The organism is Cupriavidus basilensis, assembly GCF_000876015.1.
GTDB classification, from domain to species: Bacteria; Pseudomonadota; Gammaproteobacteria; order Burkholderiales; family Burkholderiaceae; genus Cupriavidus; species Cupriavidus basilensis_B.
The window spans coordinates 104,779-125,801 of sequence record NZ_BBQM01000020.1 but is presented as its reverse complement, the minus strand read 5'-3'; the positions used below and the strand labels follow the sequence as shown (position 1 = coordinate 125,801).

The following is a 21,023-nucleotide window of genomic DNA, read 5'->3' as shown; positions in this document are numbered from 1 at the left end:
ACCGCCTGGCTCGCGGGGCTTGCCCCCCTTCGCGCGGCCGCCCGCGCCGGCCTGCGGCAGCGCGCTCATGGCGTCACCTCGGCGGCGGGCGAGCCTTCGGGCGCCTTCGGCTCCGCGCGGCCGCGCAGCTGCGCCAGGCCCAGGCGGGTGTCGAAGGCGTCGCGCAGCGCGTCGCCCATGAAGGTCAGCAGCAGCAGGGTCAGCACCAGCACGGCGAAGGTCGACAGGGAGATCCACCAGGCATCGAGATTGGCCTTGCCCTGCGCCAGCAGCTCGCCCAGGCTGGGCGTGGTGGGCGGCACGCCCAGGCCGAGGAAGTCGAGGCTGGTCAGCGCCAGGATGGCCGCGCTCATGCGGAACGGCAGGAAGGTGATGACCGGCGTCAGGCTGTTGGGCAGGATGTGGCGCCACATGATCTGCACGTTCGACAGGCCGAGCGCGCGCGCCGCCTTGACGTAGTCGAGCGAGCGGTTGCGGTAGAACTCGGCGCGCACGTAGTCCGACAGGCCCATCCAGCCGAACAGCGACAGCAGGATGATCAGCAGCGCCAGGCTGGGCGTGAAGATGGAGGCGAAGATGATGAGCAGGTAGAGCTCCGGCATCGAGCTCCAGATCTCGATGGCGCGCTGGGAGATCAGGTCGAAGCGCCCGCCGAAGAAGCCCATCAGCGCGCCGGTCAGCGTGCCGATCAACACGCCGATCAGCGTCAGCGCCAGACTGAACAGCACCGAGACGCGAAAGCCGTAGAGCAGCCGCGCCAGCACGTCGCGCCCGCGGTCGTCGGTGCCCAGCAGGTTCTCCGCCGAAGGCGGCGCCGGGTTGGGCTCCTTCGAGAAGTAGTTGAGCGTGTCGTACGAATACCGGTTGGGCGGGAACACGGCGAAGTTGCCGTTGCTGGTGATGCGGTCGCGGATGAACGGGTCGAGATAGTCGGTGCGCGTGGGGAAGTCGCCGTCGAAGGTGGTCTCGGGATAGACCTTGACGATCGGGAAATACCACTCGCCCTTGTACTTCACCACCAGCGGCCGGTCGCTCGACAGCGCTTCCGCGAACAGGCTGAGCACGAAGATGCCGATGAACAGGATCAGGCTCCAGTAGCCCAGCCGGTTGCAGCGAAAGCGCTGCCACGCGCGCTGGCGCGGCGATGGCGAATGCGGCAGGCCGCTGGACGGCGCGCGCGTGCGGAATTTCATCGGTGCACCGCCTCGAAGTGGATGCGCGGGTCGACCATCACGTAGCAGACATCGGAGATCAGCCGCGTCACCAGGCCGATCAGGGTGAACAGGTAGAGCGTGCCCAGCACGACCGGATAGTCGCGCCGCAGCACCGCCTCGTAGGACAGCAGGCCCAGGCCGTCGAGCGAGAACAGCGTCTCGATCAGCAGCGAGCCCGTGAAGAAGGCACCGATGAAGGCCGCCGGGAAGCCGGTCACCAGCGGGATCAGCGCGTTGCGGAAGATGTGCTTCCACAGCACGCGGCGCTCGGCCAGGCCCTTGGCGCGCGCGGTCAGCACGTACTGCTTGCGGATTTCCTCGAGAAAGGCGTTCTTGGTCAGCATGGTGATGACCGCGAAGCTGCCCACCACCGAGGCGGTGATCGGCAGCACGAGGTGCCACAGGTAGTCCATCACCTTGCCCATCATCGAAAGCTGGTCCCAGTCGTCGGAGGTCAGCCCGCGCAGCGGGAACCACTGCACGAAGGTGCCGCCGCCGAACAGCACCAGCAGCAGCACGCCCAGCACGAAGCCCGGAATGGCATAACCGACCAGCACCACCATGCTGGTCACGACGTCGAAGCGGCTACCCGCGCGGATCGCCTTGGAGATGCCGAGCGGCACCGATATGAGATAGGTCAGGAAGAAGGTCCACAGGCCCAGGCTGATCGACACCGGCATCTTGGACTTCACCAGCTCCCACACGCTGCGGTGCTGGAAGTAGCTCTGCCCCAGGTCGAAGCGCGCGAAGCGCTTGAGCATGATGAAATAGCGCTCCAGCGGCGGCTTGTCGAAGCCGTACAGCGCCTGGATCTCCTTGATCTTGTCCGGGTCCACGCCGCGGCGGCCGCGGTATTCCGCGCCGCCGCCGCTGGCCTCGCCGCCGGCGCCCCGCCCCTTCATCTCCATCATCATCTGCTCGACGGGGCCGCCGGGCACGAACTGGATCACCACGAACGTCAGGGTGATGACGCCGATCAGGGTCGGGATCATCAGCAGCACGCGCTTGAACAGGTAAGCGAGCATCTCGGTTCCTTCAGTTGCCGTCCGCGCTCAGCGGGCGGCCGGCCTGGCGTCGGCGCGCCACCAGTTGCTCAGGATCCATCCCTCGGCCGTGTAGTAGTACGGCAGGCGCTGCGGATAGACCAGTTCCTTGCGGTACGCCACGCGGTGCGACGCGCTGTACCAGTTCGGCACGATGTAGTAGCCGTGCATCAGCACGCGGTCCAGCGCGCGCCCGGCGCTGACCAGGTCCTCGCGTGTGTGGGCGTGCAGCACATTGTCCACCAGGCGGTCGACCGCCGGCGACTTGAGGCCGAACAGGTTGTCGGAGCCCGGCGTGCCGGCGGCCTCGCTGTTGAAGCGGTCGCGCAGCTCGTTGCCCGGGCTCTGCGAGTCCGGGAAGCGGATCGACACCATATCGAAATCGAAATCCTCGAGGCGCTTCTGGTACAGCGCGAAATCCGTGGTGCGCTGGTTCACCTCGATGCCCAGCTTTTCCAGGTTGCGCACGTAGGTGGTGATGACGCGGCTCATGGCGCCGCCGTCGTCCAGGAACTCGAACACGAAGGGCTCGCCCTTGGCGTTGCGCAGCGCGCCGTCCTCGTAGGTCCAGCCCGCCTGCGCCAGCAGCCGGCGCGCGGCGCGCAGGTTGTCGCGCAGCGAACGCGGCGCATCGGTGTTGGGCTGCGTGACGATGGGGCCGAACACTTCGGGCGCCAGTTGCGCGCGCAGCGGCTCGAGCAGCGCCAGCTCGCCGGGGCCGGGGCGCCCGTCGAAGGTGGCGCTGGCGGCCAGCTCGCTGTTGGAGAACCAGCTGTCGAGCCGCCGGTAGGCGCCGTAGAACAACTGGCGGTTGAGCCATTCGAAGTCCAGCGCCAGGATCAGGGCCTGCCGCACGCGCACGTCCTGGAACATCGGCTTGCGCATGTTCATCACGAAACCCTGCATGCCGGCGCCGTTGCGGTGCGGGAAATCGGTCTTGAGCAGCTCGCCGCTGGAGAAACGCTTGCCCTCGTAGCTCTTGGCCCAGCTCTTGGCCTTGTATTCCACGATGGCGTCGAACTCGCCGGCCTTGAAGGCCTCGAGCTTGGCGGTCTCGTCCTTGTAGAGGCGGTAGACCACGCGGTCGAAGTTGAAGGTGCCGCGCCGCACGGCCTGGTCGTTGCCCCAGTAGCCCGGGTCGCGCTTGAAGGTGATGCCGCGCCCGGCGTCATAGCGCTCGATCAGGTACGGGCCGCTGGCCACCGGCGCCTCGAAGGTCAGTTTCTCGAACGGCGTGGTGGCGGTCCATTTCTTCGAGAACACCGGCAGCGAGCCGACGATCAGCGGCAGCTCGATGTTGCGCTGGCGGAAATCGAAGCGCACCGTGCGCGGGTCCACCACGGTGACCGACTTCACGTCCATGCACATGCTGCGGTAGCCCGGGCTGGAAGCCTTGCTCATCAGCATGTCGTAGGAATACTTGACGTCGCTGGCCCGCACCGGGTCGCCGTTGCTGAAGCGCGCCTGCGGGCGCAGGCGGAAAGTCACCGAGAGCTCGTCCGGCGCCACCGCGACATCCTCGGCCAGCAGGCCGTAGGCGCTGGCGGTCTCGTCGGCGCTGGCGATCAGCAGCGACTCGAACATCAGCGTGTTCACGCCCGGGGCCGAGGTGCCCTTGAGCGTAAACGGGTTGAACTTGTCGAAACTGGTGCGGCGGTCGGGATTGGCCAGCGTCAGCGTGCCGCCGCGCGGGGCGTCGGGATTGACGTAGTCGAAATGGGTGAAACCGGCGGGGTACTTGAGTTCGCCATACTGCGCAAAACCGTGGGCCGCGCCGGCGGACAGGGGGAAACCCGCGGCAGCCAGGGCAAGAAGTCCACAACCCAGCACCGCAAACGTGCGCATGCGCTGCCATGCCGCCTGAAGCGGTCTACGTGCGCGAATATACATCCGGTTGGAAACCTCCGCCTGAATCGGACAAGCCGCGGCCGTCGGCGGCGCGGTCAAGTTATGAGACAATTTTACATTGGATCGGATGACACCCAGCCATCCGGACATTCCAGTACGCGGCGCAGCAGACACGCCGGCCCTCGGGCTGCCGCAGCGCGGCCTTCGCGCGGGGCGCGCCGCAACCCCGGACGGCATTGCACGAATCGTGCCCGTCCGCCCCGAACATCATTGGAGAACCTATGGGATTTCTGGCAGGTAAGCGAATCCTGATCACCGGCTTGCTGTCCAACCGCTCGATTGCCTACGGCATCGCATCGGCCTGCAAACGCGAAGGCGCGGAACTCGCCTTCACCTACGTCGGCGAACGTTTCAAGGACCGCATCAACGACTTCGCCAAGGAATTCGACAGCAGCATCGTGCTCGAATGCGACGTCGCCAGCGACGAGCAGATCGCCGCCACCTTCGCCGAACTGGGCAAGCACTGGGACAAGCTCGACGGCTTGGTCCACTCGATCGGCTTCGCGCCGCGCGAGGCGATCGCCGGCGACTTCCTCGAGGGCCTCTCGCGCGAAGCGTTCCGCGTGGCCCACGACATTTCCACCTACAGCTTCCCCGCGCTGGCCAAGGCCGCGCTGCCGATGCTGTCGGACACGGCCTCGCTGCTGACGCTGACCTACCTCGGCGCGGAACGCACGGTGCCCAACTACAACACGATGGGCCTGGCCAAGGCTTCGCTGGAAGCCAGCGTGCGCTACCTGGCCGCGTCGGTCGGCCCGCGCGGCATCCGCGCCAACGGCATCTCGGCCGGCCCGATCAAGACGCTGGCGGCTTCCGGCATCAAGGGCTTCGGCAAGCTGCTGGGCCACTTCGAGGAAGCCGCGCCGCTGCGCCGCAACGTGACCATCGAGGAAGTCGGCAACGTGGCCGCCTTCCTGCTGTCCGACCTCGCCAGCGGCGTGACCGGCGAGATCACCTACGTGGACGCCGGCTTCAACACGGTCGGCGCGAGCCTGCCCGCGGAAGCGTAGGCGGCGCGGCGGCAACGCCGCCACCGCAAGAAAGGGCGCGCGGCTCCGGCCGGCGCCCTTTTTTCGTTCGCGCTGCCAGCGGCCTTAGTCGCCGGCCGCAGCGCCCATGCCGCCCGCCTCGCCAAGATTGCCCGAACGCAGGTAGGCCACGACCGGCGCCCAGAACGCCTCCTGCCATTGCGGCTCGATGGCGGCGTCGTGCGGCAGCGCCGCCAGCGCGACCAGGCGCCGGGGCCCGGCGGCGGCGCGCGCCAGGCGCTCGGCATGGGAAAACGGAATCACGTCGTCGGCGCGGCTGTGGACCACCAGCACGGGCAGCCGCGAACGGCGCAGGCGCTCCTCGTTGTCCCACGGCTCGGGCAGCAGGCGCGCCATCCAGGCCGGCACGCGCCCCGTGACCACCGCCGCCGCGCGCGCCGAGGTAAAGCCGGCCGCGATCACCATGCCGGCCGGCGCCGGCCGCAGCGCCTGCGCCACGTCGAGCAGCGCGCCCGAGCCGAGCGAGAATCCCATCACATAGCGCCGCGCCGCACGCGGCGTGGCCGCCAGGAACTGGTCGTACGCCGCCATGCCGTCCTCGCGCAGGCGGCGCACGCCGGGCTTGCCGCCGCTCGCCCCGTAGCCGCTGTAGTCGAACACGCACGAGGTGATGCCGTTGCGATACAGCAGCGCCTGCGCATGGGCCCAGTCGGAGAGGTTTTCCTCGTCGCCGTGATAGATCAGCAGCGCCGGCGCGTCGGCGCGCGGCGCCTGCACGCACGACGCGCGCAGCAGGCGCGCGCCGCTGGCGAACGCGAACTGGCGGGACGGCGCGCCGAGCCGGTCGGGCGTGAGCGCGCCGGCGGCGCTGGCCGGCTTGGGCTCGAACGCGCCGCTCTCCACCGCCAGGAGCAGCGCGTGGCGCGCCGCCGCCGCGGCCAGCAGCACGCAGGCACCGCCGGCCAGCCAGTAATGCACCTTGCTGGTGCCGCCGCGGGAATTCAGCATGGACTTGCCTGGGAAGGTCATCGTGGCATCTTAGTCCACGCCGGCGCGCGGCGCCGGCCAGGACCCGGACGGATGCTGGATGCGCGCGCGATGCCTTCCTACCGAGGAAGCGACTGGCGCTCGACCATGTTCACCGCATGCGTCATTGATGCCGTGAAGCCGGACGTGGCGGAGCACCTGGAAGTGGAAGACCTACGGAGAGCGGAGAGAGGCAGTGGCCCGCCCTACACGACTCGAACGTGTGACCGCTCGCTTAGAAGGCGAGTGCTCTATCCAACTGAGCTAAGGGCGGATGGCGCGGCCGCGGCAAGCAAGCGCCGGGCCGGCGTGGAGGCCAGCATTCTACCTCAGCGCACGCCCGGCGTGAGCACCGCCATGCGCCCCGGCGCGCGTCAGGAAGCCTGGGAGACGCGGATGCGGGCCGCCGAGCCCAGGCCGGCGGCGCGCTCGGTGGGCTGGGTGGAGACGCAGTTGCGCCCCATCGTCTTGGCGTCGTAGAGCGCGTTGTCGGCGCGGCGCATGAGGCCGTCCGCGCCTTCGCCCGGCAGCCGCTCCGCCATGCCGATGCTGACCGTGTACGAGATCGCGTCCGGCTCCGACGGGCACGGCGTGGCGCGCACCAGCGTGCTCAGGCGCAGGCTCAGCGCGCGCCCCTGCTCGAGCGCGGTGCCGGGCATGGCGATGCCGAATTCCTCGCCGCCCAGGCGCCCGGCGAAATCGCCGCTGCGCACGGTCTTGCGCAGCAGGCCGCCGAAGTGGCGCAGCACGCTGTCGCCGGCGAGATGCCCGTAGAGATCGTTGATGGCCTTGAAGTGATCGAGGTCGATGAAGGCGACCGTGAGCGGCTGGTGCAGCCGCTCCGCTTCCTGGCAGGCTTCCTCCAGCGTCGCCCAGTAGGGGCCGCGCGACAGCACGTCGGTCAGGTCGTCATAGCTGGCGCGGCGCTCGAGCCGGCGGCGCAGGCGGTCGTGCGCCATCAGCGCGAAGCTGACCGACAGGCTGACGATGCCGAAGGCGTGCAGGATAGTGAAGGTCTCCTGCGGCACCTGCCTGGGCAGCGCCAGCAGCCCGGCCGGCACCAGCGTCAGCTCGGCGGCCTGGTAGAAACCCATGCCCGCGCATGCCAGCGCGATCAGGCCGAGCGACAGCGCGGCCAGGCGGCCGGTGCCGCGGCGCGCGGGCACCTGCGGCGCCACCACGCGCAGCAAGGCCAGCGGCAGATAGAGATTGGCCAGCGCGGACAGCAGCGCGGGGCCGGCCGGCGGCGCGCCGGACAGCTCGAAATAGACCGTGCCGCCCAGCACCACGAGGTTCAGCATGCACAGCGAGGCCGCGGCCCCGCTACGGTCGTAGAAGCGGCGCGTGCCGTACACCATCAGCGAGAGCGCCGCCGTCATCAGCACGTCGGCCAGGCCGAGCACCGGCCAGCCCGGCAGGTGGCCCTGCGCGGCCAGCAGCGCGGCGGCGGCCGTCACCAGCAATTCACCGGCCACCCACGCGCTCAGCCCGGCGCGGCCCATGCCCGGCGTGCGCCGCAATACGGCGAAGACGACCGCCATCTGCAGCCCGAATACGGCTGCGACCAGCACACTGACCTGCGACTGAAACATGATTTCCCCGTCCAACTTGGCAGGCGGCGCTACGTCGCGCCGCCATGCGCCTCCCGGGACCCGCAGCCCGGAAGGTTTGCGCCATTCTTTTTGCACATCGGCCGCCTTCCTTGCGCCCCGGCGGTCTGGGGCAGGCCCCGCTATCGTGGCGGGGCGCTCTTGTGGTCGTTGCTGCGGCCCTGTTTTCATGGCCGCGGGCCGCCGGCGGCCCGCCCGCCCTGCGCCTGACCGGGCGCGGGAGCGTGGCTGCCGGGGTGTGCGGATTATGTCAGCGCTCGCGCTCAAGTCAAGCGGACCCGATCCCTTCCGATGGCGGCGGCAGCCGCGCCGGCGGTGCCGGGCAGCCTGCCCGGCAAGCCAAACAAAGTTTGACCCCCGCCCCCGCGCCGGGCTACAATTCGCCGCTTCGGGGCGTAGCGCAGCCTGGTAGCGCATCTGATTTGGGATCAGAGGGTCGCATGTTCGAATCATGTCGCCCCGACCAGTATTTGGCAATGAGATCAAAGGCTTAGACCATCGGGTCTAAGCCTTTTTTTCGCGCGTTTTTTCGTGCGCCGCGCGCCGCGAGCAGGCACTGGAAGATGAGGCACGCGCCACTTTCGTGCAGCCGCCGCGACCTTCGCCGCACCGCAACAATGCACCGCCGCGGCAAACGCGCGGGATGCCTTGCCCCGCACAAGGACCGCCGCCGGCTCTGGACACGGCCAGGCGCCGCCCGCGTCACTCCGCGGCCTGCCTTCCGTCCTCCCGCATGCTTTCCGCCCCACCCGCACCGGCCACGCAAGTGCCGGCGCGCCGGCATGCTGGCGCGCCTGCCGGGCCCGCTCATGGTACAATCGCGCGTTAGCCCGGGGTGAATGCAGCATGCCCTGTAACCGGGCGCCCCTGCCGGATGCCGCTTTGCAGCACGCTTTGCGGCGCAGTGCCGGCGAGCCACCGGAAGCATCCTGCCCTCGCATCGCTCCGCGCCCACCACGGTAGCACGGCCGCCTTGGCACGCGGCCGCAACCGGCAAGGCAATCGGCCGGGCTCTGACGCGCCCCCTGGCGATTCCCTAACGTGGACCTCATTGCACGCGCAGTTGCCGTGCCGGTCCGGGTCAGCTTGCCTCTTCGCAACCTTCGGCGCACCCAAGCAAGCCGGCGCTTGTCACTGCCGGCACCCGGACCTTGCGGAAACGCCGGCGGCAAGCCGGCACCCGCCTCACCGGATTTACCGACATTCATGCAGCCCCGGCTGCAGTAAAGGAAAGAGATTGGCTAAGGAAGAACTGATTGAATTTGGCGGTGTTGTCTCGGAAGCCCTGCCCGACAACCGTTACCGCGTCACGCTGGAAAACGGCGTGGAGATCTGGGCCTATGCGTCGGGCAAGATGCAGAAGCACCGCATCCGCATCCTGGCCGGCGACCGCGTGACGCTGGAAATGTCGCCCTACGACCTGACCAAGGGCCGCATCAACTTCCGCCACAAGGCCTGATGCTCTGCGGCGCCCGCCGCCACGGCGGACGCCGCGCCTGACCGCTTCCCGAGGGCGCCGCCCGGCGCGGCCCTGCCCCGGAGCGGTGTCGTGCCGCCGCGGTCCGGATGTGCGTTCCCGCACAGACCGGCTTCGGCGGCAGCGTCATATCCGCGCATCCGACATCCGCGCGTCCCCCTCCCCCGCATTCCCGCACGACTGCTCCGCCCGCCGCGCTGCCGCGCCTCCACGCATGTCCCGCCGGTCACATGGCCGTCATGCCGGCGTGCAACGCTCGGGCGCATCCGGCGGGTGTTTGCCCGCCTTGCGCGCCGCGGCGCGCGTCGCCATACTCCTCGTGCCGTCCGCTCCGTTGCCGACCTCGCCCCGCCACCCCATCCCGCGATTTTCCCCGCTGCCATGAACCTGATCCTGTGGCGCCACGCCGAAGCCGAGGAACTGCCCGCCGCGCTCGGCCTGACCCGCAATGCCGACCTGCAGCGCCCGCTGACGCGGCGCGGCCACAAGCAGGCCGATGCGTCCGCCGCATGGCTGCGCGCGCATCTGCCGCCCGGCGCGCGCGTGGTGTGCAGCCCCGCGCTGCGCACGCGCGAAACCGCCGCCGCGCTGCGCGAGAACGCCGAAGTGCTGCCCGACCTCGCGCCCGGCGCGGACGTCAGCGCGGTGCTGGCCGCCATCGACTGGCCGCAGGGCGCCGAGCACACCGTGGTGGTCGGCCACCAGCCCTGGCTCGGGCGCCTGGCCAGCCTGCTGCTGGCGGGCTCCGAGATCAACTGGAGCGTGCGCAAGAGCGGCATCTGGTGGCTGTCCGGCCGCACCCGCGAAAGCGAATCGCAGGTCGTGCTGCGGGCCGTGATCAACCCCGAATTCCTCTAGCGCCAACGCCGCGCGCCGGAGCCCCGGCGCCGCCGCCGGTGCCATCCAGGCAACACTGCCGTTGCAGAGGTGGCGCGCGCCGTTGTACAGTCACCGAACCGTCATGACCGCTTCACGGCACTGTCACCTGCCGTATCTACATTCGGTTGCAACAGTTTCGTCACCTAAAGGACATACTGATGCGAGATCTCCCAACGCCCACCCAGCCGTTGTTCGATTCCCTGCCCAATGGCCAAGCCGGCCATTCGGCGCGGAGGCGTCTTCATCGCCCGCCACCTGCGCAAGCACATGCCCAAGCGCATGAACAGCCTGCTTTCAGCGTGGCGTGGGCGCGCCACCAGGATGAAGTAGTCGAGGCCCAGCGCCTGCGCTACAAGGTCTTCGCCGAGGAAATGGGCGCGCGGCTGAACCCGTCCGCGCACGAACTCGACGTGGACATGTTCGATGCCTATTGCGACCACCTGATCGTGCGCGACCTCGCCACGCTCAAGGTCGTCGGCACCTACCGCGTGATGGCGCCGCACCAGGCCAAGCGCATCGGCTGCCTGTACGCCGAGTCGGAATTCGACCTCGTGCGCCTGGCCCACCTGAAGCCCAAGATGGTCGAACTGGGCCGCTCGTGCGTGCACCGCGACTACCGCTCGGGCAGCGTCATCATGGCGCTGTGGGGCGGCCTGGGCGAGTACCTGCAGCGCTGGGGCATCGAGTCGATGCTGGGCTGCGCCAGCGTGCCGATGAGCGACGGCGGCCACTATGCGGCCAGCCTGTACCGCGTGTTCGCCGAACGCGCGCTGGCACCGATCGAATACCACGCCTTCCCGCGCCTGCCGCTGCCGATCGACGAGCTGAACCAGACGCTCGACGTGGAGCCGCCCGCGCTCATCAAGGGCTACCTGCGCCTCGGCGCCCGCATCTGCGGCATGCCGGCCTGGGACCCCGACTTCAACGTGGCGGACTTCCTCACGCTGCTGCGCGTCAACGACATGAACCCGCGCTACGCGCGCCACTTCCTCGGCCTGAACCGCGGCGTCTGAGCACCGCGCGCGGCGCAGCGCGGACGGCCGCCGTTCGCGCGGGCCGGGCCAGCGGTGGCCGCGGGCGGGGCGCTCCTGCCCTCCCGCCTTCGCCATGCGCCGTTCAGGCGTACACCACCTTGTAGCGCTTGCCGATGCGCTCCCACTCGTCGGCCTCCTGCGCCAGGCTGTATTCGACCAGCGGATTGGCTTCGATCCAGGCCTTGGGCAGGCGCACCTCGAAACCGTCGTCGAGCGCGTCCGAGCGCTGGCCCACGGTGATGTCCGGCAGCGGCTCGTCGGCGCGGCGCCGGCACAGCACGAAGGCCAGCCGCAGGCTGAACAGCATGCGCCAGTCCACGAACTTGCCGCTGCCCGACAGCTTGCCCAGCTTGCCGGCATGGCCGAGCAGCAGCGTGGCCAGCCGCGCCTGGTCGGTCTTCGAGAAGCCCGGCATGTCGGCATGGGTGGCGATGTAGGCCGAGTGCTTGTGATAGCCGCTGTGCGAGATGCTCATGCCGATCTCGTGCAGGCCGGCGGCCCAGCCCAATAGCGCGAGGTTGTCGTCGCGCCGCTCGTGGCGCGGCTCCGGGAACTGCGCCAGCAGCCCCAGCGCGGCCTGCTGCACGCGCAGCGCCTGCGCGCGGTCGACGCCGTAGCGCCGCATGAACTGGTCCACCGTGATGGTGCGCATGTCCTCGTGGTGCGTGCGCCCCAGCAGGTCGTACAGCACGCCCAGGCGCAGCGCGCCGTCGGTGACGTCCATGCGCTCGATGTCCAGCTCGGCGAACACGCCGAGCATGATCGACAGGCCGCCCGGCAGCACCGGGATGCGGTCCGCCTTGAGCCCCACCAGCTTGACGCGGTTGGCGTTCTCCGCCTTGACCAGCGCGCGCTTCAGGCGCTCCAGGCCCTCGCGCGTGATGCCGTGCTCGGCCGGGTTGTCGTTCATGCCGTTGAGCTCGATCAGCTCGGCCAGCGCGCGCGCGGTGCCCGACGAGCCCACCGCCTGCTGCCAGCCGGCGGCGCGGTACTGGCGCACCAGCACCTGGATCTCGCGGCGCGCGGCCAGCTCGGCCTGCTTCATCGCGTATTCGTCGACGTTGCCGCTCGGGAAGAACTGCCGGCTGTGCGAGACGCAGCCGATGTAGAGGCTCTCCATCAGCTTGGACGAGTAGCCGTTGCCGATGATGAACTCGGTCGAGCCGCCGCCGATGTCCACCACCAGCCGGTTGCCGGTGCAGGCCGGCGCGTCGTGCGAGGCGCCCAGGTAGATCAGCCGCGCTTCCTCGCGCCCGGCGATCACCTCGATCGGGAAGCCGAGCGCGTTCTCCGCCTCGATCAGGAACTCCGAGGCGTTCTTGGCCACGCGCAGGGTGTTGGTGGCCACCGCGCGCACGTGGTCGGCGGAGAAGTCGCGCAGGCGGTCGCCGAAGCGCCGCAAGGCATCGATGCCGCGCCGGCGGGCCGGCTGGTCGAGGTACTTGTCGGGCGTCAGACCCGCCGCCAGGCGCACCGGCTCGCGCAGGGCGTCGACCTGGAAGATCTGGCTCGCCGTGCCGGACGCGGTCTGGCTTTCGTCGACCCGGCCGATCATCAGGCGGAAGCTGTTGGAGCCCATGTCGACGGCGGCCAGCAAGCGTGGGTTTTGGTTCATCGCGGTAGGGAAATCTGGATAGCGGCCGCACGGCGCGGCACAGTTAGCAGTGTCACGGGACGCCATGCGCCCGGGAACAGAAAATATGTCTTTATCGTGTCGACATCATGACAAAATCACTTTGTCATCAATCTGACACGATTCTATGAAAAAGTCGCCGCATCACCATAAGAAGGTCATGCCAATGTCGACTAGCCCCCCCGGCGCGCTGCTCAATCGCGAGCTGGGCCTCCTGGAATTCAATTCGCGCGTGATGGCGCAGGCCGCTGACCCCAAGGTACCGCTGCTGGAGCGGCTCAAGTTCATCTGCATCGTTTCAAGCAATCTGGACGAGTTCTTCGAGATCCGCATGGCCGGGCTCAAGGAACAGATGCGCGACAATCCGTCCGGCATCACGCCCGACGGCCTCTCGCTGCAGCAGGCCTACCAGCTCGTCACCGAGCGCATGCAGAAACTCGTGGCCTCGCAGTATGACATGCTGCAGAACGTGATTTTCCCCCTCCTGGAGAAGGAGGGCGTGTTCTTCCACCTGACCTCGACCTGGAACGACGCGCAGCGCGAATGGGCGCGCAGCTTCTTCCTGCGCGAGCTGGGCCCGGTGCTCACGCCGATCGCGCTCGATCCGGCCCATCCGTTCCCGCGCGTGCTCAACAAGAGCCTGAACTTCGTGGTCGAGCTCTCGGGCAAGGACGCCTTCGGCCGCGAGGCCGACCTCGCCATCGTGCAGGCCCCGCGCGCGCTGCCGCGCATGGTGCGCATGCCCGAGGAGCTGTCCGGCTTCCCCTACGGCTTCGTGCTGCTGTCGTCGTTCATGCAGGGCTTCGTGCACGAGCTGTTCCCCGCCATCCAGGTCAACGGCTGCTACCAGTTCCGCGTGACCCGCAACTCCGACCTGTTCGTCTCCGAGGACGACATCACCGACCTGCGCGAAGCGCTGCAGGGCGAGCTGCCGGCGCGCCATTTCGGCGACACCGTGCGCCTGGAGATTTCCTCCGACACGCCGCCGGCGATCGCGCGCCGCCTGCTGCTCGAATCGGGGCTCGGCGAGCAGGACGTCTACCGCGTGAGCGGCCCGGTCAACCTGGTGCGGCTCATGCAGATCCCCGACCTGGTGGACCGCCCTGCCCTCAAGTTCCCGCCGCACGTGCCCGCGCCGGTCAAGGTGTTCACGCCGGGCGTGCCGATGTTCGACGCGATCCGCCAGCAGGACGTGCTGCTGCACCATCCCTACGAGAGTTTCAGCTCGGTGCTGGACCTGCTGCAGCAGGCCGCGGTCGATCCCGCCGTGGTGGCCATCAAGCAGACCGTCTACCGCACCGGCAACGAGTCGCCGGTGATGGAGGCGCTGATGACCGCGGCGCGCAACGGCAAGGAAGTCACGGTGGTGGTAGAGCTGCTGGCGCGCTTCGACGAAGAGACCAACATCAACTGGGCCGAGCGGCTCGAATCGGCCGGCGCCCACGTGGTCTACGGCGTGGTGGGCCACAAGTGCCACGCCAAGATGCTGCTGATTGTGCGGCGCGAGCTGACCGGCGCCAAGAGCAAGCAGTTCAAGCTGCGCCGCTACGCCCACCTCGGCACCGGCAACTACCATCCGCGCACCGCCCGGCTGTACACCGACTTCGGCCTGCTGACCGCCAACGAGGAAATCTGCGAGGACGTGCAGCACGTGTTCCAGCTGCTCACCGGCACCGCCGGCACGATCCGCCTGAACCACCTGTGGCAGTCGCCGTTCACGATGCACAGCAACCTGGTGGAGCACATCCGCGCCGAGGCCCGCAACGCCCGCGCCGGCAAGCGCGCGCGCATCATCGCCAAGATGAACGCGCTGCTCGAGCCGTCCATCATCGACGAGCTCTACAAGGCCTCGCGCGCGGGCGTGAAGATCGACCTGATCGTGCGCGGCGTATGCGCGCTGCGGCCCGGCGTGCCGGGCATGTCGGAGAACATCTCGGTGCGCTCCATCGTCGGGCGCTTCCTCGAGCATCACCGCGTCTACTACTTCCTGGCCGACGGCGCCGAAGTGACCTACCTGTCCAGCGCGGACTGGATGGACCGCAACCTGTTCCGCCGCGTGGAAGTGGCGTTCCCGGTGCTGGACAAGGCCCTCAAGGCGCGCGTGATCAAGGAAAGCCTGCGCGTGCACCTGGAAGACAACGCCTCGGCCTGGGTCATGCAGTCCGACGGCACCTACCTGCGCAAGCACACCAAGTCCAGGCAGCCGCACGTCAGCCAGAACGATCTGCTGGCGATGTTCGCCGCGGCCTGACGCCGGCGGCGAAATACCGCACGCAAATCACCCGCGGCACGCCCGGCGTGCCGCGGCGGCCGCGCGCCGGAGGCCGGCATGTCCGGTCCCGGCGCGCGGCCTTGCCGTTCAGGCGGCCTTCTGCGGCGGCTGGCGCGAATGATCGGGCTGCGGGTGCGCGGCGGGAACCGGCGCGTGGCCGCTGCGGTCGGGCGGGAACACCACGCGGAACACGCTGCCGCGCCCCACTTCGCTGGTGATGCGCAGGTCGGCATGGTGGCGCGACAGCACGTGCTTGACGATCGCCAGCCCGAGGCCCGTGCCGCCGGTGTCGCGCGAGCGGCTGCGGTCAACGCGGTAGAACCGCTCGGTCAGGCGTGGGATGTGGTCGGCGGCGATGCCCAGGCCGGTATCGCTGACCGCGAAGATGGCGTGCTCGTTCTCGTAGCTCAACCTGATGCCGATGCGCCCGCCGTCCGGCGTGTAGCGCACCGCGTTCGAGACCAGGTTGCCGAACGCGGAGAACAGCTCGGTCTCGGCGCCGCGGATCTGCACCTCGGGGTCGATGTCCGCGCTGAGCTGGTGGCGCCCCTGCGACAGCGCCTCGGCATCGTGCACGAGGTGGGCCGCCATGCTGGCCATGTCGACGCGGTCGTAGCTCGGCGGCAGCGCGTCGCTCTCGAGCTTGGCCAGCACCAGCAAGTCCTCGACCAGATGCTGCATGCGCATCGACTGCACCAGCATCATGTCCAGGTAGCGGTTGCGGTCCTGCTCCGACACCGGCAGGTCGCGCACGGTTTCCAGGAAGCCGGTCAGCACCGTCAGCGGCGTCTTCAGCTCGTGCGAGACGTTGGCGACGAAGTCGCGCCGCATGGCCTCGGTGTTCTCCAGCTTGGTGATGTCGTTGGTCAGCACCAGCTTGCGGTTCTCGCCGTAGGGCAGGATCTGCACGGCGATCACGCTGCGCTTGTGCTCGCCGAGGTCGCGCATCAGCAGCGGATCGTCGAAGCGCTGCAGCGTCAGGTACTGCACGAACTCGGGGCGGCGGATCAGGTGGGTGATGCGCTGGCGCACGTCGCGCCGCGCGTTGAGGCCGAAATGCTGCTCGGCCACGTCGTTGCACCACTCGATCTGGTCGGCGTCGTCGAGCATCAGCACGCCGTTGGGCGAGGCCTGGATGGCCTGGATGAAGCGCGTGTGCTGCTGCTCCACCTGCAGCACCTGCATGCGCCAGCGCTTGACCAGGCGGTGCAGGCGGTAATACACCTCGCCCCACAGCCCGAGCGCGCTCGGGATCTCGCCGTAGGCCGGCGCGTCCAGCACCCGCCACAGGCGGTTGATCTGGTACAGGTAGTACAGCAGTTGGCCGAGCAGCGCGGCGCACAGGAACGACAGCGCCGACACCGGGCCGGACAGGAAATACAGCCCGGCGGATGCCAGGCCGAGGACGATCAGGATGGCCGCCGAGCGGGCCCAGATGACGTTCATGAAGAAGGGGGAAGGTCAGGCAGGCCGCAGGCCCGCGCGCGATGCGGTGGAGTGTGCCACGAAATCGGCAACAGGCGCATGACAGGCGGGTGAAGCGGGGGTGACAGGGCCGGCTGGACGCGCGGCGCGCGCGGATCCGCCGGAGAGCCGGCTGGCGGCGCGCCGGCCGCGGCACCGGCGGCTCGGGCGACTGCGGCGGCCCCGCCGCCACGCCGGCGCCGGCATGGCCGGCCTGGGTTCAGTGGCTCGGGCCGCGCGCCAGGCGATAGCCGCTGCCGCGTACCGTCTCGATCATATTGCTGTAGCCGCCGGGCGTCAGGGCCGCGCGCAGGCGCTTGATGTGCACGTCCACGGTCCGTTCCTCGACGAACACGTGGTCGCCCCACACCTGGTCCAGCAGTTGCGAGCGGCTGTGCACGCGCTCGGGATGCGTCATCAGGAAGTGCAGCAGGCGGAACTCGGTGGGGCCGAGGTCGAGCTTGAGCAGGCCCGACTCGTCGTGGCCGGTGACGCGGTGCGTGGCCGGGTCCAGGCGCAGGCCGTTGATGGCGACCACGTCGTCGGTGAGCTGCGGCGCGCGGCGGCGCAACACCGCCTTGATGCGCGCCAGCAGTTCCTTCGGCGAGAACGGCTTGGTGACATAGTCGTCGGCGCCGGCCTCGAGCCCCATCACCTTGTCCTGCTCCTCGCTGCGCGCGGTGAGCATGATGATCGGGATCTGCTTGGTGCGGTCGTTGTTGCGCAGTTCCTTCGCGAAGGTTGCCCCCGACTTGCCCGGAAGCATCCAGTCGAGCAGGACCAGGTCGGGCAGCACGTCGCTCATCAGCGACAGTGCCTGCTCCGCGTTGTAGGCCCGGATCGGATAGTGTCCAGCGTGTTGCAGGTTGACCGCGATCAGTTCCGCGATCGCCGGTTCGTCTTCGACGACAAGAATGCTGCTTGGCATGTATTTTCTCTCCGCTATGGCGCCCGTCAACTCAGCGCTTCGCGCTCCATGTCCTCACGCGAGGCGTGGCGCACGTCGGTGCCCTTGACGATGTAGATGATGAACTCGGCGATATTCTTGGCATGGTCGCCGATGCGCTCGATCGCCTTGGCGATGAAGAGGAAATCCAGCGCGACCGAGATGGTGCGCGGGTCTTCCATCATGTAGGTGATGAGCTTGCGCACGAAGGCCCGGAATTCGTCGTCGATGGCCTTGTCGTCCTTGACGATGCGGGCGGCGGCCACGGTGTCCAGGCGCGCGAAGGCGTCCAGCGCCTGGCGCAGCAGCGCGATGGCCAGGTCGCCCGAGAGCTTCACCTCGGAATAGTTGATCTGGTGCGCGCCGGCGTCTTCCATGATGTGCTTGGTGCGCTTGGCGATCTTCTCGGCCTCGTCGCCCGCGCGCTCGAGGTTGGTGATGGTCTTGGAAATCGCCATCACCAGGCGCAGGTCGCGCGCGGTGGGCTGGCGGCGCGCGATGATGTTGCCGCAGTCGGCGTCGATCTCGAGCTCCAGCGCGTTGAGGCGCTGCTCGCGCTCCACCACCTGGTCGGCGAGCGCGCCGTCGAATTCGGAAAGCGCCCGCATGGCGGTCTCGATCTGCGATTCGACCAGCCCGCCCATCTGCAGCAGCTTCGTGCTGATGGCGTTGAGGTCGGCGTCGAATTGGGTCGACAGATGCTTGTCAGACATGTTGTTCTCCTGGCCTCTGGTCCTGCAAGTGTTCCGCAAATTCCACTGATGCCGTTGTTCGTATGCTGTGCATTATGCGCGCAGCGCTCAATCAGCCGAAGCGGCCGGTGATGTAGTCTTCCGTTTCCTTGCGGTGCGGCTTGATGAAGATCTTCTCGGTCTCGCCGAACTCGATCAGCTCGCCCAGGTACATGTACGCGGTGTAGTCCGAGCAGCGCGCCGCCTGCTGCATGTTGTGCGTGACGATGACCACGGTGTAGTCGTCCTTCAGCTCGGCGATCAGCTCTTCGATGCGGCCGGTCGAGATCGGGTCCAGCGCCGAGCACGGCTCGTCGAGCAGCAGCACCTCGGGGCGGATGGCGATGCCGCGCGCGATGCACAGGCGCTGCTGCTGGCCGCCCGACAGGCCGTAGCCCGACTGGTTGAGCTTGTCCTTGACTTCGTTCCACAGCGCGGCCTTGGACAGCGCCCACTCCACGCGGTCGTCCATCTCCGAGCGCGACAGCTTCTCGAACAGGCGCACGCCGAAGGCGATGTTGTCGTAGATCGACATCGGGAACGGCGTGGGCTTCTGGAACACCATGCCGACCTTGGCGCGCAGCAGGGCGATGTCCTGCTTGGCGGTCAGCAGGTTGTCGCCGTCCATGTTGATCTCGCCCTCGGCACGCTGCTCCGGATAGAGCGCGTACATCTTGTTGAAGGTGCGCAGCAGCGTCGACTTGCCGCAGCCGGACGGGCCGATGAAGGCCGTCACCTTGCGTTCGGGGATCGACATGTTGACGTTCTTCAGCGCATGGAACTGGCCGTAGTAGAAGTTCAGGTTGCGCACGTCGATCTTGGCGCGGGTCGTATCGGGAATGTCGATGACGGTCGAGGTCATGCTCGTCTCTCGCAGGAAATTTTCGGTTTGCCGGTTCGGGCGTCTATGCAACAAGGGCGATATGGGCCGCCGGTCACTTCTTGAACAGCATGCGCGCGACGATGTTGAGCGCCAGCACGCCGATGGTGATCAGGAACACGCCGGCCCACGCCAGTTGCTGCCATTCCACGAACGGGCTCATGGCAAAGCGGAAGATCGTCACCGGCAGGTTGGCCACCGGCTTGTTCAGGTCGCTGGTCCAGAACTGGTTGGACAGGGCCGTGAACAGCAGCGGCGCGGTCTCGCCGGCGATGCGCGCCACCGCCAGCAGCACGCCGGTGACGATGCCCGCGTAGGACGACTTCACCGTGATCGACAGCACCATCTTCCACTTGGGCGTGCCCAGGGCGAAGGCGGCCTCGCGCAGCGCGTTGGGCACCAGGTTCAGCATGTTCTCGGTGGTGCGCACCACGATCGGCACCTGCAGCAGCGCCAGCGCGCACACCCCCGCCCAGCCGGAGAAATGGCCCATGCGGGTCACCACCAGCGCGTAGACGAACAGGCCGATCACGATCGACGGCGCCGACAGCAGGATGTCGTTGATGAAGCGGATGAAGCTGGCCAGCGGCGACTTCTTGCCGTACTCGGCCAGGTAGATGCCGGCCAGGATGCCCAGCGGCGTGCCGATCAGCGTGGCCACCCCGACCATCACGAAGCTGCCGTAGATGGCGTTGGCCAGGCCGCCGCCGGCGGTGTTCGGCGCCGGCGTCATCTGCGTGAACAGGTCGAGCGACATGCCGCCCACGCCCAGCGTGATGGTGGTCCAGAGGATCCACGCCAGCCAGAACAGGCCGAAGCCCATCGCGCCCAGCGACGCGGCCAGCGCATAGACGTTGGTGCGGCGGCGGCGCGCCTGCAGGCGCGTGCGCACGGCATCCGCGTCCTGGCTCACGGCCGGCATCGACGAAGAAGTGGACATCGAGGCTTGGCTCATTTTGCGCCCTCGCTCTTGGCCAGGCGCAGCAGCAGGATCTTGGACAGCGCGAGGACCACGAAAGTGATGAAAAACAGGATCAGGCCGAGCTCCATCAGCGCGGCCGTGTGCAGGCCGGCGCCGGCTTCGGCGAATTCATTGGCGAGTGCCGAGGTGATGCTGTTGCCCGGCGAGAACAGCGACGGGCTGTCCAGCAGGTTGGTATTGCCGATCACGAACGTGACCGCCATGGTCTCGCCCAGCGCGCGGCCCAGGCCCAGCATCACGCCGCCGATCACGCCGGCGCGGGTGTAGGGCAGCACGACGCGCCACATCACTTCCCACGTGGTGCAGCCCACGCCGTAGGCCGATTCCTTGAGCAGCACCGGCGTCACTTCGAACACGTCGCGCATCACCGAGGCGATGTACGGAATGATCATGATGGCCAGGATCACGCCCGCGCACAGCAGGCCGATGCCCAGCGGCGCGCCCTGGAACAGCTTGCCGATCAGCGGCAGCTGCCCCACGGTGGCGGCCAGCGGCTTCTGGAAGTATTCGCCGAAGATCGGCGCGAACACCAGCAGGCCCCACATGCCGTAGACGATCGAGGGCACCGCGGCCAGCAGCTCGATGGCGGTGCCGAGCGGGCGGCGCAGCCAGGCCGGCGACAGCTCGGTGAGGAACAGCGCGATGCCGAAGCTGATGGGCACCGCAATGATCAGGGCGATCAGCGACGTGACGAGGGTGCCGTAGATCGGCACCAGCGCGCCGTAGACGTCCGCGGGTGGATCCCACTCGGCGGTCCACAGGAAGCGCAGGCCGAAGGTCTGGATCGACGGCCAGGCGCTGATCGCGAGCGATACGATGATGCCGCCGAGCAGCAGCAGGGTCACGATGGCGGCGCCGCGCGTCAGGCCACCGAACAGGATGTCACCGGTGCGGCTGGGAGGCCGCACTGCGGATAGATCGGATGTAGTCGCCAT

The 21,023-nt window shown here is 68.4% G+C and carries 17 protein-coding genes and 2 tRNA genes; 6 read left to right on the top strand and 13 right to left on the bottom strand.

Annotation, left to right across the window (positions count from 1 at the left end):
• Positions 1-65: 65 nt before the first annotated feature.
• From KF708C_RS22435 to KF708C_RS22425, 3 genes are read right to left on the bottom strand one after another with little or no spacing between them, the layout of a single operon-like run.
• Positions 66-1,193, bottom strand: a complete 1,128-nt coding sequence (locus KF708C_RS22435) for an ABC transporter permease (RefSeq protein ID WP_020202904.1) — start codon at positions 1,191-1,193, stop codon at positions 66-68.
• Positions 1,190-2,239: a microcin C ABC transporter permease YejB gene (locus tag KF708C_RS22430; RefSeq protein ID WP_059413333.1), complete on the bottom strand. Its 1,050-nt coding sequence runs from the start codon at positions 2,237-2,239 to the stop codon at positions 1,190-1,192. Before KF708C_RS22430 ends, KF708C_RS22435 begins: the two co-directional genes overlap by 4 nt.
• Before the next feature lie 27 nt (positions 2,240-2,266).
• The gene (locus KF708C_RS22425) at positions 2,267-4,147 is read right to left on the bottom strand and encodes an extracellular solute-binding protein (protein ID WP_059413332.1); all 1,881 of its coding nucleotides are present in this window, start codon (positions 4,145-4,147) and stop codon (positions 2,267-2,269) included.
• A gap of 239 nt (positions 4,148-4,386) precedes the next feature.
• Between KF708C_RS22425 and fabI the strand changes: the two genes are divergently transcribed.
• Complete coding sequence (fabI, locus tag KF708C_RS22420) at positions 4,387-5,175, top strand: enoyl-ACP reductase FabI (protein WP_059413331.1); 789 nt, start codon at positions 4,387-4,389, stop codon at positions 5,173-5,175.
• Between the two features lie 84 nt (positions 5,176-5,259).
• Here the strand turns inward: fabI and KF708C_RS22415 are convergent, their stop codons facing one another.
• From KF708C_RS22415 to KF708C_RS22405, 3 genes are all read right to left on the bottom strand, one after another.
• Positions 5,260-6,162: an alpha/beta hydrolase gene (locus KF708C_RS22415; RefSeq protein WP_059413330.1), complete on the bottom strand. Its 903-nt coding sequence runs from the start codon at positions 6,160-6,162 to the stop codon at positions 5,260-5,262.
• A gap of 215 nt (positions 6,163-6,377) precedes the next feature.
• Positions 6,378-6,454 (bottom strand) — tRNA-Arg (locus tag KF708C_RS22410).
• Between the two features lie 100 nt (positions 6,455-6,554).
• Entirely contained in the window at positions 6,555-7,772 is a 1,218-nt protein-coding gene (locus KF708C_RS22405) for a GGDEF domain-containing protein (protein ID WP_059413329.1), read from the bottom strand.
• A gap of 407 nt (positions 7,773-8,179) precedes the next feature.
• Between KF708C_RS22405 and KF708C_RS22400 the strand changes: the two genes are divergently transcribed.
• The 4 genes from KF708C_RS22400 (at position 8,180) to KF708C_RS22385 (ending at position 11,159) form a co-directional block, all read left to right on the top strand.
• A tRNA-Pro gene (locus KF708C_RS22400) sits at positions 8,180-8,256 on the top strand.
• Positions 8,257-9,027: 771 nt separating this feature from the next.
• Positions 9,028-9,249 carry a translation initiation factor IF-1 gene (gene infA, locus KF708C_RS22395; protein WP_017230249.1) on the top strand — a complete coding sequence of 74 codons (222 nt, stop codon included), beginning with the start codon at positions 9,028-9,030 and terminating at the stop codon, positions 9,247-9,249.
• A gap of 399 nt (positions 9,250-9,648) precedes the next feature.
• Complete coding sequence (locus KF708C_RS22390; RefSeq protein WP_020202898.1) at positions 9,649-10,125, top strand: SixA phosphatase family protein; 477 nt, start codon at positions 9,649-9,651, stop codon at positions 10,123-10,125.
• A gap of 179 nt (positions 10,126-10,304) precedes the next feature.
• Positions 10,305-11,159, top strand: a complete 855-nt coding sequence (locus KF708C_RS22385) for a GNAT family N-acetyltransferase (protein WP_082079703.1) — start codon at positions 10,305-10,307, stop codon at positions 11,157-11,159.
• A gap of 103 nt (positions 11,160-11,262) precedes the next feature.
• On the opposite strand, the gene ppx is transcribed toward KF708C_RS22385, so the two are convergent.
• Positions 11,263-12,795 (bottom strand): exopolyphosphatase, encoded by a 1,533-nt coding sequence (ppx, locus tag KF708C_RS22380; protein WP_029043585.1) that lies wholly within the window; start codon positions 12,793-12,795, stop codon positions 11,263-11,265.
• Between the two features lie 145 nt (positions 12,796-12,940).
• Between ppx and ppk1 the strand changes: the two genes are divergently transcribed.
• The gene (ppk1, locus tag KF708C_RS22375) at positions 12,941-15,064 is read left to right on the top strand and encodes a polyphosphate kinase 1 (protein WP_081651385.1); all 2,124 of its coding nucleotides are present in this window, start codon (positions 12,941-12,943) and stop codon (positions 15,062-15,064) included.
• Positions 15,065-15,172: 108 nt separating this feature from the next.
• Here ppk1 and phoR read toward each other — a convergent pair whose 3' ends face one another.
• The 6 genes from phoR to pstC form a co-directional block, all read right to left on the bottom strand.
• Entirely contained in the window at positions 15,173-16,531 is a 1,359-nt protein-coding gene (phoR, locus tag KF708C_RS22370; protein ID WP_020202894.1) for a phosphate regulon sensor histidine kinase PhoR, read from the bottom strand.
• Positions 16,532-16,769: 238 nt separating this feature from the next.
• A complete protein-coding gene (gene phoB, locus KF708C_RS22365; protein ID WP_020202893.1) occupies positions 16,770-17,477 on the bottom strand; it encodes a phosphate regulon transcriptional regulator PhoB in 708 nt (235 codons plus the stop codon).
• Between the two features lie 26 nt (positions 17,478-17,503).
• Positions 17,504-18,208, bottom strand: a complete 705-nt coding sequence (gene phoU, locus KF708C_RS22360) for a phosphate signaling complex protein PhoU (RefSeq protein ID WP_020202892.1) — start codon at positions 18,206-18,208, stop codon at positions 17,504-17,506.
• A 91-nt stretch (positions 18,209-18,299) separates the two neighbouring features.
• Complete coding sequence (gene pstB / locus KF708C_RS22355; protein ID WP_020202891.1) at positions 18,300-19,088, bottom strand: phosphate ABC transporter ATP-binding protein PstB; 789 nt, start codon at positions 19,086-19,088, stop codon at positions 18,300-18,302.
• 73 nt (positions 19,089-19,161) lie between these two features.
• The gene (gene pstA, locus KF708C_RS22350) at positions 19,162-20,061 is read right to left on the bottom strand and encodes a phosphate ABC transporter permease PstA (protein WP_029043584.1); all 900 of its coding nucleotides are present in this window, start codon (positions 20,059-20,061) and stop codon (positions 19,162-19,164) included.
• Positions 20,058-21,023, bottom strand: coding sequence for a phosphate ABC transporter permease PstC (pstC, locus tag KF708C_RS22345; RefSeq protein WP_029043583.1), 966 nt, complete (start codon positions 21,021-21,023; stop codon positions 20,058-20,060). Before pstC ends, pstA begins: the two co-directional genes overlap by 4 nt.